The organism is Clostridium saccharoperbutylacetonicum N1-4(HMT), assembly GCF_000340885.1.
GTDB lineage: Bacteria > Bacillota > Clostridia > Clostridiales > Clostridiaceae > Clostridium > Clostridium saccharoperbutylacetonicum.
Map to the genome: position 1 here is coordinate 3,440,715 of NC_020291.1, position 16,624 is coordinate 3,457,338.

Annotated in this window: 17 protein-coding genes and 1 pseudogene; 14 read left to right on the plus strand and 4 right to left on the minus strand. The window is 29.1% G+C overall.

From position 1 onward, the window contains the following. The first annotated feature begins 401 nt into the window (after positions 1 to 401). The 7 genes from CSPA_RS15380 (at position 402) to CSPA_RS15410 (ending at position 4,399) form a co-directional block, all read left to right on the plus strand. Positions 402 to 833, plus strand: coding sequence for a GNAT family N-acetyltransferase (locus CSPA_RS15380; RefSeq protein ID WP_015393242.1), 432 nt, complete (start codon positions 402 to 404; stop codon positions 831 to 833). Then, a complete protein-coding gene (locus CSPA_RS15385) occupies positions 830 to 1,255 on the plus strand; it encodes a transporter (protein ID WP_015393243.1) in 426 nt (141 codons plus the stop codon). Before CSPA_RS15380 ends, CSPA_RS15385 begins: the two co-directional genes overlap by 4 nt. 201 nt (positions 1,256 to 1,456) lie before the next feature. Continuing rightward, positions 1,457 to 1,951: a hypothetical protein gene (locus tag CSPA_RS15390; protein WP_015393244.1), complete on the plus strand. Its 495-nt coding sequence runs from the start codon at positions 1,457 to 1,459 to the stop codon at positions 1,949 to 1,951. 204 nt (positions 1,952 to 2,155) lie between these two features. Continuing rightward, the gene (locus tag CSPA_RS15395; RefSeq protein ID WP_015393245.1) at positions 2,156 to 2,548 is read left to right on the plus strand and encodes a YmaF family protein; all 393 of its coding nucleotides are present in this window, start codon (positions 2,156 to 2,158) and stop codon (positions 2,546 to 2,548) included. A gap of 216 nt (positions 2,549 to 2,764) precedes the next feature. Continuing rightward, the gene (locus tag CSPA_RS15400; protein WP_015393246.1) at positions 2,765 to 3,085 is read left to right on the plus strand and encodes a hypothetical protein; all 321 of its coding nucleotides are present in this window, start codon (positions 2,765 to 2,767) and stop codon (positions 3,083 to 3,085) included. A gap of 307 nt (positions 3,086 to 3,392) precedes the next feature. Next, complete coding sequence (locus tag CSPA_RS15405; RefSeq protein ID WP_015393247.1) at positions 3,393 to 3,920, plus strand: GNAT family N-acetyltransferase; 528 nt, start codon at positions 3,393 to 3,395, stop codon at positions 3,918 to 3,920. 110 nt (positions 3,921 to 4,030) lie between these two features. Then, positions 4,031 to 4,399: a nuclear transport factor 2 family protein gene (locus CSPA_RS15410; protein ID WP_015393248.1), complete on the plus strand. Its 369-nt coding sequence runs from the start codon at positions 4,031 to 4,033 to the stop codon at positions 4,397 to 4,399. 297 nt (positions 4,400 to 4,696) lie between these two features. Here the strand turns inward: CSPA_RS15410 and CSPA_RS15415 are convergent. From CSPA_RS15415 to CSPA_RS15430, 4 genes and pseudogenes are all read right to left on the minus strand, one after another. Further along, positions 4,697 to 4,888 (minus strand): annotated as a pseudogene (locus CSPA_RS15415) (manganese catalase family protein); the annotation flags it as partial. A 15-nt stretch (positions 4,889 to 4,903) separates the two neighbouring features. Beyond that, positions 4,904 to 5,155, minus strand: coding sequence for a spore coat protein CotJB (locus CSPA_RS15420; protein ID WP_015393250.1), 252 nt, complete (start codon positions 5,153 to 5,155; stop codon positions 4,904 to 4,906). Between the two features lie 5 nt (positions 5,156 to 5,160). Continuing rightward, positions 5,161 to 5,409, minus strand: a complete 249-nt coding sequence (locus CSPA_RS15425) for a spore coat associated protein CotJA (RefSeq protein ID WP_015393251.1) — start codon at positions 5,407 to 5,409, stop codon at positions 5,161 to 5,163. A 654-nt stretch (positions 5,410 to 6,063) separates the two neighbouring features. Beyond that, a complete protein-coding gene (locus tag CSPA_RS15430; RefSeq protein WP_015393252.1) occupies positions 6,064 to 7,440 on the minus strand; it encodes a DUF2334 domain-containing protein in 1,377 nt (458 codons plus the stop codon). A gap of 329 nt (positions 7,441 to 7,769) precedes the next feature. Between CSPA_RS15430 and CSPA_RS15435 the strand changes: the two genes are divergently transcribed. The 7 genes from CSPA_RS15435 (at position 7,770) to CSPA_RS15465 (ending at position 16,448) form a co-directional block, all read left to right on the plus strand. Next, a complete protein-coding gene (locus CSPA_RS15435) occupies positions 7,770 to 8,660 on the plus strand; it encodes an NUDIX hydrolase (protein WP_015393253.1) in 891 nt (296 codons plus the stop codon). Between the two features lie 37 nt (positions 8,661 to 8,697). Next, positions 8,698 to 9,498, plus strand: a complete 801-nt coding sequence (locus tag CSPA_RS15440) for a phosphoribosylpyrophosphate synthetase (RefSeq protein WP_015393254.1) — start codon at positions 8,698 to 8,700, stop codon at positions 9,496 to 9,498. Positions 9,499 to 9,735: 237 nt separating this feature from the next. Next, on the plus strand, positions 9,736 to 10,275 hold the full coding sequence (locus CSPA_RS15445) for a cysteine hydrolase family protein (protein WP_015393255.1): 540 nt from the start codon (positions 9,736 to 9,738) through the stop codon (positions 10,273 to 10,275). Positions 10,276 to 10,304: 29 nt separating this feature from the next. Then, positions 10,305 to 11,774 (plus strand): nicotinate phosphoribosyltransferase, encoded by a 1,470-nt coding sequence (locus CSPA_RS15450; RefSeq protein ID WP_015393256.1) that lies wholly within the window; start codon positions 10,305 to 10,307, stop codon positions 11,772 to 11,774. Positions 11,775 to 12,251: 477 nt separating this feature from the next. Next, positions 12,252 to 12,926, plus strand: coding sequence for a hydrogenase nickel incorporation protein HypB (gene hypB / locus CSPA_RS15455; RefSeq protein ID WP_015393258.1), 675 nt, complete (start codon positions 12,252 to 12,254; stop codon positions 12,924 to 12,926). A 159-nt stretch (positions 12,927 to 13,085) separates the two neighbouring features. Continuing rightward, entirely contained in the window at positions 13,086 to 15,779 is a 2,694-nt protein-coding gene (locus tag CSPA_RS15460; protein WP_015393259.1) for an FAD-dependent oxidoreductase, read from the plus strand. A gap of 327 nt (positions 15,780 to 16,106) precedes the next feature. Then, positions 16,107 to 16,448 carry a hydrogenase maturation nickel metallochaperone HypA/HybF gene (locus CSPA_RS15465; RefSeq protein WP_015393260.1) on the plus strand — a complete coding sequence of 114 codons (342 nt, stop codon included), beginning with the start codon at positions 16,107 to 16,109 and terminating at the stop codon, positions 16,446 to 16,448. The last annotated feature ends 176 nt before the right edge of the window (positions 16,449 to 16,624 follow it).

Genomic DNA, 16,624 nt, shown 5'->3' on the forward strand with positions numbered 1-16,624 from the left:
TACATTACAAACCGAATTATTGCCCAGAATGCTGCATTATTCAAAGTCAACTTTTCAGTATTTTTTAGTTTGGAATGTTCTTAAATCATGAATTAATAAAATTAAATAAAAATTGTAAAATCGTATTATTCAAGAAATTGAATTTACGATTTTTTTGCTGCGCAATACTTAGAACGGATGCAGATCTGTTGTATGCAATGTTGAAATGAAGTTGTAAATTATAATTTATCATTGACTTCTAAGAATTTGTTAGATATAATTTGTATGAAATTAAATAAGAGCTTATGCTTTCATCACCGGGTGATTGTATTATAAGGCATCCAAAAGCCAACCGTAGGTACGGTGTGTTTTCACACTATAAGGTTAGCTTTTGGGTGCCTTTTATTTTGGAGGAGGCAAAAATGACAATTAAAGAGTATAACTATTTACCAGAAGACGCTAAAAAAATAAGAAGCGAGGTGTTTGTAAAAGAGCAAGGATTTGTTGAAGAGTTTGATGAAATTGATGGTATTGCTAAGCATATGGTTATATATGAAAGTGAACAGCCAATATCAACATGCAGAATTTACTTCAATAGTGAAAAACAATCATTTGTCATAGGAAGAATCGCTGTCGTAAAGGAATGGAGGGGGGAAAATATTGGTGCGAAAATAATAAATGTTGCAGAAGAGAATATAAAAAGAGATGGTGGAAAAAGTGTAATGTTGTCAGCACAAGTACGAGTTGCAGAGTTCTATGAAAAGCAAGGGTACAAAAAGCAAGGAAAAGCCTATTTGGATGAGGATTGTCCGCATATTTGGATGAGAAAGAATTTGGGGGATATGGGTAAATGAATATAAATTATCTCACGCCACTTCTTGTTGTAATCATATGTAATGTTTGCTATCACTTGATTAGTAAAAGTATTTCAGGTACTACTAATACATTTATTGCTCTGTTTATAACATATGGAGTTGCTTGTTTAATAAGTGCTTTCGGATTTCTAGTTACTTCAAAAAACTATTTTATTACGGAAGTTACAAAAGTCAATGTATCAAATGTTCTATTAGGATTAGTTGTGGTTGGAATTGAAGGTGGATATATTCTTATGTATCGCAGTGGTTGGGAAATAAGTAAAGGCTCACTGATAGTAAATATGTGTGTAGCAATCATTCTTCTAATTGTTGGTATACTGGTGTTTAGGGATGGAATCACAATAAAGAAAATAATTGGTGTTGCTCTATGTATTATTGGCATTTTTTTTATTAATAAATAGACAGGCAAATTTCAATTTATCGTTGAGGTAATTCAGAATATGTAGATTTGACGTAGTAATTAATATAAATTAGGTTCTTTGAAAACTGAATAGTGCGATATTTATAAGATATGAAAGTATTCCCTTTTAGTCTAAGATGTTATATTGGGAAAATGTGTTATAATTATCATAATGGAGATAGATTATAAGGGAGGACTAGATTTGAACATAAGGAATAAATTTGTATTGAGTATATGTGTAGTATTTTTAATTAGCACTATTAATGGCTGTAGAGTAAATGATAATAAAAAAGATATATATAGCAATACATATAACGATAATAAAATAATTGCACAAGAATCTGAGAATCACACGCATACAACATATAATATTAGTAATGATTCTGATAATAATATAGAATTTCAATATGGTGGTTTTTCTGGTGTTGATACAATTTGGATTTTAAAATCAAAAGATGATGATGAAATTATAATAGATTATAATTCAAAGGTTAACAGTGGCGATTTTAAGGCAGTTTTGGTTAATCCAGAAAAAGAAGTAGAAACTATATTAGAAGGAACAGATCAAGGAAAGAAAACAATAAAGTTAACAAAAGGAGAGTATAGATTTAAGTTCGTAGGTAACAATGCTAATGGAAAAGTAAAACTTTCAATTACTCAAAATAAAAAAATAGAGATTAAAAGAGTATTAAAATAAGTAACTGATTAAAATATTCTATAATTGGTTCATAATAGTAAAATATAACTTTGCACAATCCTCTTATATAATATGTATAATATATGAAAATACTAATGTAAAAAATTAACATTAACAATTTTTTAGTATTTGAATATTATGTATTAAGGAATAGACAAGTCTATTTCTTAATATATTTTTTAAATTACAAAGGAGGAAATATCCATGGATTTAGGAGATAACAGTTATTATAAGGATTCAGATTTAGAAAATCAAAATACTTGTACTCCTGCTCCTACTGAGACACAGACACATGTGCATGAATTTGAAGAAAGCACTAAATTAGCTGAAGAAGGAGACGATAGGCATAATCATCGTGTCGCAGGTGTTACAAGTGAAGTTATACTGATTGACGGAGGCCTAAATCATGTTCATGCATTTTTAACTAATACAGATTTTCTTGACCACCATCATGAAATAGGAGGAATAACTGGACCTGTTATTCCTATTCCAGGTAGCACTAAGCATGTGCATCTTATGAGTGGAACTACAACTACCGACGATGGTCATCAACATGAGTATCTTTTTACAACACAAATTCTTGCACCTCTTGTATAGGTAAAATTAAAATAACTTAAAAAGATGGCTTTTGTGTAAGCCATCTCTCATTATAATAGCAAAGAGCCTGCATCTTTTATATATGCAGGCTTTAGTTGCTTCAAAATATTCTTTTGTTATGAATTAATAGAAATAAATAACAGATTTAAATATCACATTCTTCAAAATGAATTTGCAATATTTTTCTGTGTAATACTAATGTCGGAGGGATTAAGAATGAATGAGAATGTTGAAAAAGTAGTAGATGAAATTGTTGATTTACTACATGAGAGAATAGATAAATTAAAGGGCAAGATTTCGGAAGTAAGAGCAATGAGTAAAAGAGATAATGTAAATTTAGTTCTTATGACACATTATAAGGTTAATCTTCAATGTGATGATGAAAAAATACAATGTAGGTACTTAATGGTACGAGGTGAATCATATGCAACATGGTGGCTTAATGGAGAAGATACCAAACTTCAAGTAACTGCGTTGATAAAAATGCTTAGAGAAAAGTATAAGAGCATTAAAGTCCTTTGGAAAAGACAATATTAATGCACAATACTAAAAACGGATGCAGATCTATTGTATATAGTAAAAAAATGTTCTTTTAATAAATCAGAATTTGTCGTTGCTTTTTTGTTTGTATATGATATAATAATTTTGTTTCATCAGAGGACTTGTAATCAAAAGATTATTTAAGTGGGATAGGATCCGAAAAGATCTTGTCCCACTTTTTTCATTACAATATACTATCTTAACAACAACGCTGATTGTATTTTGCTGTGTTTATTACCAAAATAGAATTAGTACAACAGGATATAACTCAATGAAAATTAGAAGAAAAGGAGATAATTATTAAATGCATTTGAAAACAGATAGATTGATAATTCGTGATTTTGAGAAAAAAGATACTGAGGGATTATATGAATACCTTAAGACCCCACCTGTACATTGTTTTATGAGTGAAAAATTAAATTCACTTGATGAAGCAGAGAAAGAAGTTGAGCGAAGAGGCAAAGAAGGTGAACATTTTGCTGTTTGCTTGGCAGATACAGATTCAATTATTGGGGATCTTTTTGCCATAAAAGAGGAGCCTGATACATATAGCGTCGGATGGAATTTTAACTTAAAATACGGCAAGAGCGGTTATGCAACTGAAGCCGCAAAAGCATTAATCGGCTACCTCTTTGATAACGATGCGAGGAGAATATATGCTTACGCTGAAGATGATAATATTCCATCCCAAAAGCTTTGTGAGCGACTTGGAATGAGACAAGAAGGATTCTTTATGGAATTTATATCTTTCGTGAACAACCCAGATGGAACTCCACATTATGAAAATACTTACCAATATGCCATTCTGAAAAGAGAGTGGATGGAGCTATAAATTTCAATTTAGCGTTGAAATATTATTGATGGTACAGTATTTTTTTGCAAAATATGCTATAATTAATACAAAGTGATAAAATTTAACGAATTAATAAAAGAGGGATGAAAATGAATTTGCTGGAGGAACATATACTACAACTTGAAACTGATTTATTAAAGCCTGAAATAAGGGCATCAATGGAAAAAACAAGAGAATTACTATCAGATGGATTTATTGAATTTTGTAGTTCAGGATATATATGGTATTATGACAAAAGTGAACCGGTTAATGAAAAGATACAACAAGCAAACTGGGAAATAAAAGACTTCTCAATAAATCAACTAGGTGATGATTGTATATTGGCAACATATAAGTTAATAAAGCATAGCGAAATAAATGAAAATAAAAAATACTCACTCCGGAGTTCTATATGGAAATATTTTGATGGAAGATGGAAAATGTTTTTTCATCAAGGCACATTAACATCTAAATTCTAAGAGAAAATTATTATTAAGATACACAATATTCTAAATCGTGAATCAATATAATTAAAGACTAAATGTAAAATCATGTTATTCAAACTATTGAATAACATGATTTATTACTATCTAATAAAATATGGTGAAGTTGGAAGCAGATTATCTCTGATTTTTATTCACATTTAGCAATTATTAATTAGAATATTTATTGAAAGGCTCAATGTATTAATGATAAAATTATAAAAATTAGTTATGTTCGTTTTTTCCTTTTTTCAATATTTACGGATATAGTTTTTACCTTTACGCCACTGTTGCATCAGTGCCTATATCTGTTAACAAACCTTTTGATTTACCTGTTGGCATTGTATAACGTTGGTCTAAATATCTAAGTGCTGCACTTAATTCACCATCAGGTCCGCCATATTGTGTTATTAAATATTTAGCCATATTAAGATCCTTACATTTAAGATTTACTGGATATTCTAGAGTTTTTACATAATACCACATAAACTTGTATTCCTCCTATTCACATGTTTCCCATGGCCATGGTTTATCTACCCAAGCTTTTGGATTTTCAACAAATGCTGAACCAAAATTAGTTAATGGGCCAAATTCTTTTTCATAATCGCTTATTAAAGCAGTTAACTTACAAGATACTTTATTATAATCTTCCATAGCATTTTTATCATTTGGGAAATTATCAAGGTACAAGTTAAGTTCTACAGCACAAAATTGATACACTCGTATGCTATTTAATGCTTCCTTTTGATTCATATATATCACCTCTCAACCTTAATCTTTTTATATTCATAATTTTGAACATAATTATGATGCTCGTGATCATGGTGATGATATGGTTTATATAGATCTTTAAAAATAGTTCCTTTCAAAAATCCTTCTTTGCAAGAATATAAATGTTCATATTCTTGAGGTAATATATATGCTTTAGCATATTCTTTATCAGATTTCTTTGAATATTCTTTTGAATACTCTTTGGATTCGCACATACAATCGTCATGTCTGTACATTAAGGTTATCTCCTTCGTTTGCTTCTTACTAATAAATATCCTATGCTTATAATAAATAAATGTGATAAATTTTGGATTTAAAAGTAATAACTTGTCAATAAATTTTGCGCTATCTCTTTTGGCATTTTTTTCAATGCTCTTGAAATACATCAAAGAATTAAAAGCTATTTCAAGAATATCATAGGCATTTATTTTAATTTTATAATTGAAGGTATAAAATGTTGGGGAGTTACAATTATTTTTAATAATCAAACTTATAAATGGAATATACATGCATCATTGAGAAATTATAATTGTAACACTACACTAGAAATTAGATACATTTTTCTGGAAGCAAGCATGTGAAATTGAGCTGATGAAGGTTCTTAATTGGGGCTTGTCTCATTTACAGCTTGTCCAAAAAGTAAGTGTCCAAATTTTACATTTGGTTACACGAACTTTCTCCTTGGAGCTTTTACATTCGGAACACGCTGTAATGACGACAAGCCGCCATTTAGAACCTTCCAGCGAAAATTTCACTAGTCCTGTGGAAGATAAATGTATCTGATTTCGGTAAGTTTTGCATAAGTATGATTCTAGATTTGAATATCTATAATTAGTACACAATTTAAATTACAACTTATACTAAAATTTAGGCATAAATATTGAAATGAATTATTTTTCTATAAGTTCATCAATATGAAGAGTTGTGTAATTATTCGATTTTAAAGTTTTAACTATTTGTTGCAATGGTGAATTTTCATTGTACATAATATTTAATTTGTTATTGTTAGTATTAAAATCTATATATTTTAATTCAAGAAATGGATGGTAATATAAACTATGTAGTATATTAGGGTTTTCATCATTAAGTCCATTTATTATTGGAGCAGGATCTGAATTATGAACATATCCTAGAGGTGTTGGAACAAATAAATGGTGGTCATCTGAGTCATATACATTGTTTTTTGTACTATCAAAAGGCTCATATATAAATTGAAAATAATTTTCGATAACTTTTTTTTGAAGATCAGTTTCTCCATAATGGGGACTTTCAAAATATGAAATTGGAATATTTAAAGCACTAGCAGTATCAATTCCATTTTCAATTAAAGCTTGTACTTCGGGAACAGTATTATTCACATCTTTAGTCAATTCATTACCAGGTCCGCTCTTTTCATCATCATGTTGATGAGTATATCCATGAAGACCAATTTCAGCACCTTTGTTTATCAAATAATCTAAGAGATTAACAAATCCAACATTCTCAATATTATTATTTGTTAGTAAATCATTATCAATATTATTGTCGGGATCTTTAAATCTAGGAATCCAGCTAACATGAAATTTCATGCCTTGTGAGTAAAGAAGATTAGCCATACATTTAATTTTAGTTTGATTTTGATCAACAGAATAATTACCACCACATCCGAAATCCTCTAATCTAATTAAAGCAACTTTATTACTATATGATATTGAAGCAGGCTCTGGAGCAGCTGCTGTATTATTAAGTAGACTAATATTATTATTTTTAAAATCAAAAACAGCAACTAAATTAAAAATTTCTTCTATGTCTGATATTGAAATATAATTAGTTCCATCCTTATTTATTAAATTTCCACGTAAACTTGCGGTTACAGAATTTTTTGTATAAGATTTTTCAGTTAAAGAAATATTATTGTTTGTATTAGATATTATAAAGCCACTATCTTGAGTTTTAAGAGTAAAGTTAAGCTTACTGCAAATAAAATCAAGTGGTATATAATATCTTTGGGATTTAAGTAACATAGGAATATTTTTGATATTGGCTTCATTTAAAATATTCAATTTTATATCATCAACTTTTGTTATAGGCCTGTCTTCAAATTTTATATTGGGAATATAATTGCTTTTAAATGTAGTATTAGGTAGTGAACTTGCATAAACAGCATTGTTTATAACAGTAATATTCCTATCTATATATTTATAATAAAAAAGTGGCTGAGCAAATATAAATATTGATAATAATATTGTTGATATAAAGATAATTAGTAATTTCTTTTTCTTTTTCATGATGTTTCTCCTTTGTTGTATAAAATCTTTTCGTGTAACATTTTAGTACAAGTTTGTGTCAAATAATTGTCAACTTTGGAAATATAAATTGAATTGATGGTATATTTATAGCAAAAAAGTAAAATTTAGGCTAACTTATTAATATTTAAAAGATAAATAAAAATCAAATAGCTTTTCGAGAAAATATTTTTAATTAATACTATTAAAAAAATGAAATAACACTATTTACAAATAGGAAATTTTGGAGTAATATTAATACATAAATTCAAATTGATATTATCTAGTTGAACTTATTGGATTTATTTATTGAAGATAATGAGGTGTTTTAATTGAAAAAGAAACTTTCAAATAAAGAAGAAGAATTTTTAAATAAATATGATGTAAATATATATGAGCGTCCAAGTGTAACAAATGATGTAATAATATTTACAACTGATGATAAGTTGGAGAAAAATTCAAGAAAAGTTCCTAAAAAGGGAATGCAAGTACTTTTAGTAAGAAGAGAAGATTATCCTTTTAAAGATAAATTTGCAATTCCAGGAGGCTTTGTGAATATCAATGAGAGCCTAGAAGAAGGAGCCCTTAGAAAGTTGAAAGAAGAAACTGGAATAGATAATGTTTATACAGAACAGTTATATACATTTGGAGATCTAAATAGAGATCCAAGAACAAGAGTAATCAGTGTTGGCAATATAGCCTTAATATCAAAGGATAAAATTAATCTTCAAAAGGAAGAAAAAAATCTTAAATCAGAATGGTTCTGGATAGAAAAAAACCTCATTGAAAGTCAAGAAGAAGAAAGATACCTATTAAATAGATATTTATTAAAGCTTGAAAGTGAGGATGAAAAACACATAATTATTTATGAAGTAAGAGAGAAAATAGAAAAAAGCATAAGTAAGAAAAAAGAATTAAGTTATTCACTCATTGAAGATAGTAATGAAGAATTAGCCTTTGACCATTATAAAATATTAGATTACTCATTAGATAGAATCAGAAATAAAATTGAGTATACTCCAATTGCTTTAAATCTTTTGCCAAGATTATTTACAGTTAAAGAACTTCAAAATGTATATGAAGCAATAATGGGAAGAGAAATTTTAAACTTTAGAAGAAAAATGGGAGATATGATTATTGAAACAGATGAAATCCTTGAAGGAAGGCCTTTTAGACCTGCTAAAATGTTTAAATTTAATGAGAATTTCGTACATGAATTTTAACTTATAATAGAGATTGTAATTTTAAGGGGGAAGAAAAATGATTTATTTAAATAATGCAAAGGTTAATATTACACGATTTCCTAATGGAGAAAGTCTTATAAACAGTGAAGATTTACAGATAAATAAAGAAATAAATACATTAAAGCTTAAGTTTGAAAATGATTCTGATATAACACATTTAATCTTTATCAAAGGACATTTGGATGAGTTAAATGTTAAATGCAGACTTATTATTGGCTATATGCCTTACAGCAGAATGGATAGAACCGAAGGCATGACAGTTTTTACTTTAAAACATTTATGCAGATTAATAAATAATTTAAAGTTTGAAGAAGTACTAATTTTTGAGCCACATTCTGATGTATGTGTTGCATTACTTGATAGAGTAAAAGTAGTTAATATGTCCAAAGATTTAGCAACTACTGCATTAGAGAAAATTAGCGATAATAATGAACCAACATATATAGTTTATCCTGATTCAGGTGCAGCTAAGAGATATGGAAAACAAATTATCTATGATAAGATTCTGACAGCTAATAAGGAAAGAGATTTTAAAACTGGTCGTATTAAAAAACTTGAAATGTGTGGAACTATAGAAGTGAAAAGTTTTAAAGCTTTAATTGTAGATGATTTATGTTCAAAAGGTGGAACTTTTATGCTAACAGCAGAAAAACTCAAAGAGTTAGGAGCAAGTGATATATATTTAGCCGTAACTCATTGTGAAGATACAATTTTTGATGGAGAAATTTTAAATGGCACTTTAATTAGTAAGGTATTTACAACAAATAGTATATTATCAAAAGCACATGAGAAAATTGAAGTTACTAATATTATTTAGAGAATACTAGAATTTTAGAATTTAGGAATTTTAGAACTTATGAACTTTAGAATTTAAGAATTTGCTTATAGAATGCAGTCTAATTAAATATTATTTCGAATTATACATGGTTCAAAAATAATTGTTGAAAATTATAAATATCCATAGGAAATAAAAATTCATTGATTATTGAGGATTGAACATTGATAATCGCAATATAAATGGGCATAGAAAGAGTGTAGAATGGAGGATATTTTTATGAAAAAATTATTAGTTGTAATAGATTATCAAAAAGATTTTGTTGATGGGGCATTAGGCTTTAAGAAAGCTGAAACTTTAGAAGATGGTATTTACAAAAAGGTCAAAGAATATTTAGCAGCTGGTCATAAAGTATTATTTACTTATGATACTCATTTTGAAAATTATTTAGAAACAAGAGAAGGAAAAAATCTACCTGTGCCTCATTGTTATATAAATACTGAAGGACATGAACTTTATGGAAAGTTGAAAGAATTTGTTGAAGGTCCAAACACATTACACTGTAATAAAAATGCTTTTGGAATAGCACCAAAAGATATGCTTAAAATAGCATCTGAACTTGGAGATGACATTGATGAAATAGAGTTCGTTGGAGTTGTAACAAATATGTGTGTTATAAGCAATGTTATAACTTTTCAATCTCAATATATAAATGCAAATTTATCTGTTGATGGAACTCTTTGTGCAAGCTTTGATGATAGCTTGCATGATAAGGCTTTAGATGTGATTGAAGCACTTAGTGTTAAGGTTATTAGATAATAGAATTGAGAATGAAGGGAAGAGAAAAAATGATAGAGCCATTATTACTAACAGATTTTTATAAAACAATACATCATATGTGTTATGCGCCTGGTTTAACAAAGCTTGTAAGTTATTGGACACCTAGAATGTCTAGAAAAGAAAATATGGATAAGGTTGTTATGTTTGGCCTTCAATCATTTATAAAAAAGTATATGATTGAATATTTTAACGATAATTTCTTCAAAATTCCTAAAGAAGAAATATTAAATGAATATAAAAGAGTTATTTCAAATACTATGGGAGCAATTGCTGCAGATACAACACACATAGAAAAATTGCATGATTTAGGTTATTTACCTATACAAATAAAAGCAGTTCAAGAAGGAACAAGAGTAAATATAAAAACACCAATGATTGAAATTACTAATACTCATGAGGAATTTGCTTGGTTAGTCAATTATTTAGAAACCTTTATGAGTTGTAATATATGGCAGCCTATGACAAGCGCAACTATTGCCTATAGATATAGAGAGATAATTGAAAAATATTTTGATTTAACTGTTGAAAATGGTGCTGTTACAAAAGCTTGTGGTGATTTTAGCATGAGAGGCTTTAGTTCCATTGAAAGTGCCCAAACTAGCAGTGCAGGGCATTTGCTTTCTTTCACAGGAACAGCAACAATTTCATCAATACTTTATTTAGAAAAATATTATAATTGTAATATAGAAAATGAAATTGTTGGCCTAGGAACTCCATCAACTGAACACAGTGTAATGTGTACCTATGGCACAGATGAACTTAAGGCATATAAAAGATTAATTACTGAAGTATTCCCAAGTGGTGTTCTTAGCATAGTTTCTGATACCTATGATTATTGGAATCTAATTACGAATATTCTACCGATATTAAAAGAAGATATATTAAATAGAGATGGGAAAATTGTAATTAGAGGGGATAGTGGAGATCCAGTAAAAATAATTTGTGGTGATAATGAAGCGCCTATAGACAGTCCTGCTTTTAAAGGAACTGTTGAATTATTATGGGATATTTTTGGAGGAGAAATCAATTCTAAAGGCTATAAAGTTCTAAATTCTCATATAGGTACAATTTATGGTGACAGTATTACTGTTGAAAGATGTGAAGAAATCTGCAAGATGCTTACTGAAAAAGGTTTTGCAGTAAATAACTGTATTTTTGGTATTGGTTCTTACACTTATCAATACAATACAAGAGATACCTTTGGCTTTGCTTTAAAAGCAACTCATGCAATAATAAATGGAGAAGAAAAATTTATATTTAAAGACCCTAAAACTGATACTGGTAATTTTAAGAAGTCACAAAAGGGAATGTGCTACGTTTATAAAGATGGAGCGGATATCCTTTATAAAGACGAGCTTAACATAAAAGAACAAGAAGAATTAAGTGATAATCTATTAGAGATTGTCTTTAAAGATGGAAAATTAATTAAGGATTATTCTCTTAAAGAAATTAGAAATAAACTTCATAGAGTTTTTTAAATTAATATAAAACAATATATACTGGCAGCCAATTCGATTTAAATTTGATTGGCTGCTATTTTTTATGGTTATTTTAGGCCTTGATTTAGTTTATGATTTATTACCATTTAAATATTTATTGATGATTATTTTTTATTATTAAAATTACTATTGTCTTCTTTATCTTCCTTATGCTTATTAGTATTACTCTTACTATTTTTATTCTTATTATATTGAGAACTCATCTTATCACCACCTTGCCATAAATCTATTATTAACTTAAAAATTTTAAGTTATTCATCAATATAAATGATATATTTTCAATTCATTAGACATAATTGCTCTTTTGTATATTGTTATTTTAATAATTAAAACCTATAATTTTCTTAAAGAATATATTACCAATATATTACATCATCTTATATATAGCTTTTAGTTTAATAAGTACCTGATATTAAATATAAAAATTTGATATTAGGTAAATGGAGGTATAAATTTATGGATAAATATAAAGTTCTTAAAATTAAGCAAAGTGTTTTTGAAGACAATGATAGACAAGCTAACTTGCTTAGAGAGGATTTAAAAAAAGAAAAAACATTTTTATTAAACTTAATGTCATCTCCTGGTTCTGGAAAAACAACCACTCTTTTAAGAACAATTGAAGCCTTAAAAAGTGAAATGAATATAGGTGTATTAGAGGCGGATATAGATTCAGAAGTAGATGCTAATACAATTTCTACAACAGGTGCTAAGGTAATACAATTACATACAGGTGGTATGTGTCATCTAGATGCAGATATGACTAAACAAGGTTTATTAGGCTTAGGAACAGAAGAAATAGATTTAGCAATCTTAGAAAATGTGGGGAATTTAGTCTGTCCTGCTGAATTTGATACAGGTGCATCAAGAAATGCAATGATTTTAAGTGTACCAGAGGGGGATGACAAACCACTAAAATATCCTCTAATGTTCTCTATTGTCGATATTGTACTTATTAATAAAATAGATACAATAGACTATTTTAATTTTGATTTAGAGGTAGTTAAAGAGAGAATTATAAAAATCAATCCTAAAGCAAAAGTAATTCCGATTTGTGCAAAAACAGGAGAAGGTATTAATCAATGGGCAAATTGGCTAAGAAAAGAAGTTGATAATTGGAATGAAAAGGCCTAATTATGGTAAATCAAATAATTAATTAAATTATTAAGTAAATAAATTCTAATTAATAGTGTGCATTTCAATTCAAGAAATCCTTAATTGATTTTACTTTTAACTGATAATTGAGCATTGATAATTTAAATATATATATATTGGTTAATAGGGGGAAAATATATGGTAAAAGAAAAGGTATTAGATCTTGCTAATCACATCAATAGGACAAAGCGTGGGTCAAAGGCAGAAATAAAGGCAGAAGATCCTGAATATATGATTTTAGAACCTGTTGTTACTGATGAAATGGCAGAAGTTGGACTTTGTCTAGAATTACGTAATCCTAAAAGTGCTGAGGAAGTTTCTCTCTTGTGTAATAAATCTGTTGATGAAACCTCTAAAATATTATGGCAATTAGCCGTTGACGGTATTTGTTTTGTTAATAAAAAGGAAGGCGTAGACAAATATTGGCTAGATACTTGGATTCCAGGGGTTATGGAAATGATGGTTAATCATAAAGAAAATGTTAAAAAGTATCCTCAAATTGCTGAGGCTTTTGAAGCATATGGGAGAGTAAGAGGTCCAAAAACAGTGGGTAATATCCCAGTTGGTAAAGGCTTAATGCGCGTTATTCCAATTGAACAAGCAATAGAAGGAGAAACAAGAAAGGCTTCTTATGAAGAAGTTTCTAAATATTTAAATGAAAACGATATTTTTTCTGTTGCTGATTGCGCATGTCGTACGGCAAGAGAGGTTATGGGCGAAGGCTGTGGTCACTTAAAAGAAGATATGTGTATTCAAATGGGCCATGCAGCAGAGTATTATATTCGTACTGGTAGAGGAAGAGAAATTACACGTGAGGAAGCTTTTGATATTATAAAAAGAGCAGAGGAGAATGGGTTAGTACATCAAATACCAAATACTGATGGTTCTGGGAAAACTCATGCTATTTGTAATTGTTGCGGCTGCTCATGTTTATCCTTAAGAACTGCTGAAATGTATTTTAATACTGACATGGTGAGATCAAACTATGTTTCAGTAGTAGATAAAGATAAATGTGTTGCATGTGGAGAGTGTGTCGAAAACTGCCAAGTTAATGCTTTAAGATTAGGTCAAAAAATTTGTACTAAAACTCCAATTCCTGAAAAAAAGAGAGCGCTTCCATATGATACTGAGTGGGGCCCAGAGAAATGGAATGCAAACTATCGTACCAATAGACAAGTTGTAGTCGATACTGGTACAAGCCCTTGTAAGGCTGAATGTCCAGCCCATATTGGAATTCAAGGCTATATTAAATTAGCATCACAAGGAAGATATACTGAAGCTCTTGAACTTATTAAACATGAAAATCCATTTCCAGCAGTATGTGGTCGTATATGTCCTAGAAAATGTGAATCGGCATGTACAAGAGGAGATGTAGATGATCCAATTGCTATAGATGATATAAAAAAATTTATTGCAGAACAGGATTTAAGTAAGGAAAACAGATATATACCTAAAGTTAAACATGAATATGGAAACAAAATAGCTATTATAGGTGCTGGCCCATCTGGACTTTCTTGTGCTTTCTACTTAACAATTGATGGCTATAAAGTAACAGTATTTGAAAAAGAAAAAGTACTTGGAGGAATGCTTACTCTTGGAATTCCATCCTTTAGGCTTGAAAAAGATGTAGTTAATGCTGAAATAGATATTTTAAAAGAATTAAATGTTGAGTTTAAGACTGGAATAGAAGTAGGTAAAAATGTAACAATTGATGAGTTAAGGGCTCAAGGTTATGAAGCATTTTATTTTGCAATAGGTGCTCAAGCTGGAAGAAAGCTTGGAATCGATGGAGAAGATGCAGAAGAAGTTATATCGGGTGTAGACTTTTTACGAAAAGTAAATCTTGGTGAACCATTAAGATTAAATGGAGAAACCATCGTAATTGGTGGAGGAAATGTTGCCATTGATGTTGCTAGAACTGCTGCACGTATAGGTGCTTCCAAAGTTAATATGTATTGTCTAGAAAACAGAGCTGAAATGCCTGCACTTGATGAAGAAATAGAAGAAGCATTAGCTGAAGACATCAATATAAATAACTCGTGGGGGCCAAAGAAAATAATAGTAGAAAATGGTCATGTGGTTGGAGTTGAGTTTCAAAAATGTATTTATGTATTTGATGAGAATAAAAGATTCAATCCTAAATTTGATGAAAATGAAACTATAGTTGTTAAAGGAAATAATGTTTTGATTTCTGCAGGTCAAGGAATTGATTGGGGTAACTTAATTGAAGATACCAAAATTCAATTAAATCCAAATAAAACAATAAAAGCTGATTCTATTACTTTACAAACAGATGAACTTGATGTTTTTGCAGGAGGAGATTCACTAACTGGTCCTAAGTTTGCTATTGATGCCATCGCATTAGGTAAAGAAGCTGCAATTTCAATACATCGATTTGTTCATCCAGGCCAAAGTCTAACTATTGGCCGAATTAAAAGGGAATATCGTTCATTTAATAAAGAAAATCTTGAACTTGAAGGTTATGATTATCTTCCAAGGCAAAAAGCAACACATATAGATGCAAATAAAGCTGAAAATACTTTTAAAGATATCCGTGGTACTTTTTCAGAAGAACAAATTAAGAAAGAAACGGAACGTTGCCTTGGATGCGGTGCTACAGTAGTTGACCAATATCTTTGTGTTGGATGCGGTGTTTGTACTACAAAATGTAAATATGATGCTATCAAATTAGTGAGAAGATATGATGGCACTGGAGTAGAACTTCGAGAACTAAAACCTGAAATAATAAAACATGCTTTAAAACGTAAGGTTAGAATAGCAGTTAAAAAACCTGTAAGATTCCTTGAATCAATTATTTCTGGAAAAAAATGAATAAATATAATTTATTCTTTTTATAGATATCCAAAGCAAGAATTAGACATATGCGGAACTTACCGAAATTAAACACATATTTATTACAGCGGACTAATGAAATTTTCGCTGGATGGGTTCTAAGTGGAAGGTTGCACCCATTTCTGCATGTTCCTAAAATAAATTTATGACAAGCAGAAAGTGGAACAACCTTCCACTAATAACCATCACAGCTTAATTTCATATGCCGCTTGCACAAATATGTATCTAATTTCTAGTGTAGTGTTACGATTATAATTTCTCAATAGTACATATATAAGTTTGATTATTAAAAAGGTGGTGATTGATTTGCATGAGCTTGGAGTTGTTATAGAAGTCGTAAAAAATGTTGAAAATTTTGCTAAAGCAAATGAAATTACAAAAATAGATGCAGTAGTTCTTCAAATAGGTGAGCTTTCATCCATGATTCCTAGATATATTGAAGCATGTTATCCTGCAGCCGTAGATGGTACATTATTGCAAGATACAAAATTAAAAATTGAAATTATGCCAGCAAATGGTATTTGTACAAGTTGTAATAAAGTATATAATTTAATTAAAAGCAATTGGTGTTGCCCTTATTGTGGAAGCAAAGAATTAGAAATATTGGGTGGCAGAGAGTTTATAATTAAGGAAATTGTTGCTTGTTAATTTACAGATTATTAGGTCATTCTTTTGGTTTTTTACAAAGGAATGACCTTTTATAATTTTATAAGTTAATTAAAAATTAACTATATTATTTTAATTTTTAATGTTAAAATAATAATTATTATTATTGCATAGTTAATATTAAAGATAACTTTTATTTACAAAAGATGATGACTATA

Excerpts from the sequence above, each read along its gene's own strand:
- CSPA_RS15425 (WP_015393251.1), bottom strand. The coding sequence starts at position 5,409 with ATGTACAGACATGACGATTGTATGTGCGAATCCAAAGAGTATTCAAAA.
- CSPA_RS15405 (WP_015393247.1), top strand. The coding sequence starts at position 3,393 with ATGCATTTGAAAACAGATAGATTGATAATTCGTGATTTTGAGAAAAAA.
- CSPA_RS15440 (WP_015393254.1), top strand. The coding sequence starts at position 8,698 with ATGATTTATTTAAATAATGCAAAGGTTAATATTACACGATTTCCTAAT.
- CSPA_RS15395 (WP_015393245.1), top strand. The coding sequence starts at position 2,156 with ATGGATTTAGGAGATAACAGTTATTATAAGGATTCAGATTTAGAAAAT.
- CSPA_RS15420 (WP_015393250.1), bottom strand. The coding sequence starts at position 5,155 with ATGAATCAAAAGGAAGCATTAAATAGCATACGAGTGTATCAATTTTGT.
- CSPA_RS15410 (WP_015393248.1), top strand. The coding sequence starts at position 4,031 with ATGAATTTGCTGGAGGAACATATACTACAACTTGAAACTGATTTATTA.
- hypB (WP_015393258.1), top strand. The coding sequence starts at position 12,252 with ATGGATAAATATAAAGTTCTTAAAATTAAGCAAAGTGTTTTTGAAGAC.
- CSPA_RS15430 (WP_015393252.1), bottom strand. The coding sequence starts at position 7,440 with ATGAAAAAGAAAAAGAAATTACTAATTATCTTTATATCAACAATATTA.
- CSPA_RS15445 (WP_015393255.1), top strand. The coding sequence starts at position 9,736 with ATGAAAAAATTATTAGTTGTAATAGATTATCAAAAAGATTTTGTTGAT.
- CSPA_RS15400 (WP_015393246.1), top strand. The coding sequence starts at position 2,765 with ATGAATGAGAATGTTGAAAAAGTAGTAGATGAAATTGTTGATTTACTA.
- CSPA_RS15380 (WP_015393242.1), top strand. The coding sequence starts at position 402 with ATGACAATTAAAGAGTATAACTATTTACCAGAAGACGCTAAAAAAATA.
- CSPA_RS15460 (WP_015393259.1), top strand. The coding sequence starts at position 13,086 with ATGGTAAAAGAAAAGGTATTAGATCTTGCTAATCACATCAATAGGACA.
- CSPA_RS15450 (WP_015393256.1), top strand. The coding sequence starts at position 10,305 with ATGATAGAGCCATTATTACTAACAGATTTTTATAAAACAATACATCAT.
- CSPA_RS15385 (WP_015393243.1), top strand. The coding sequence starts at position 830 with ATGAATATAAATTATCTCACGCCACTTCTTGTTGTAATCATATGTAAT.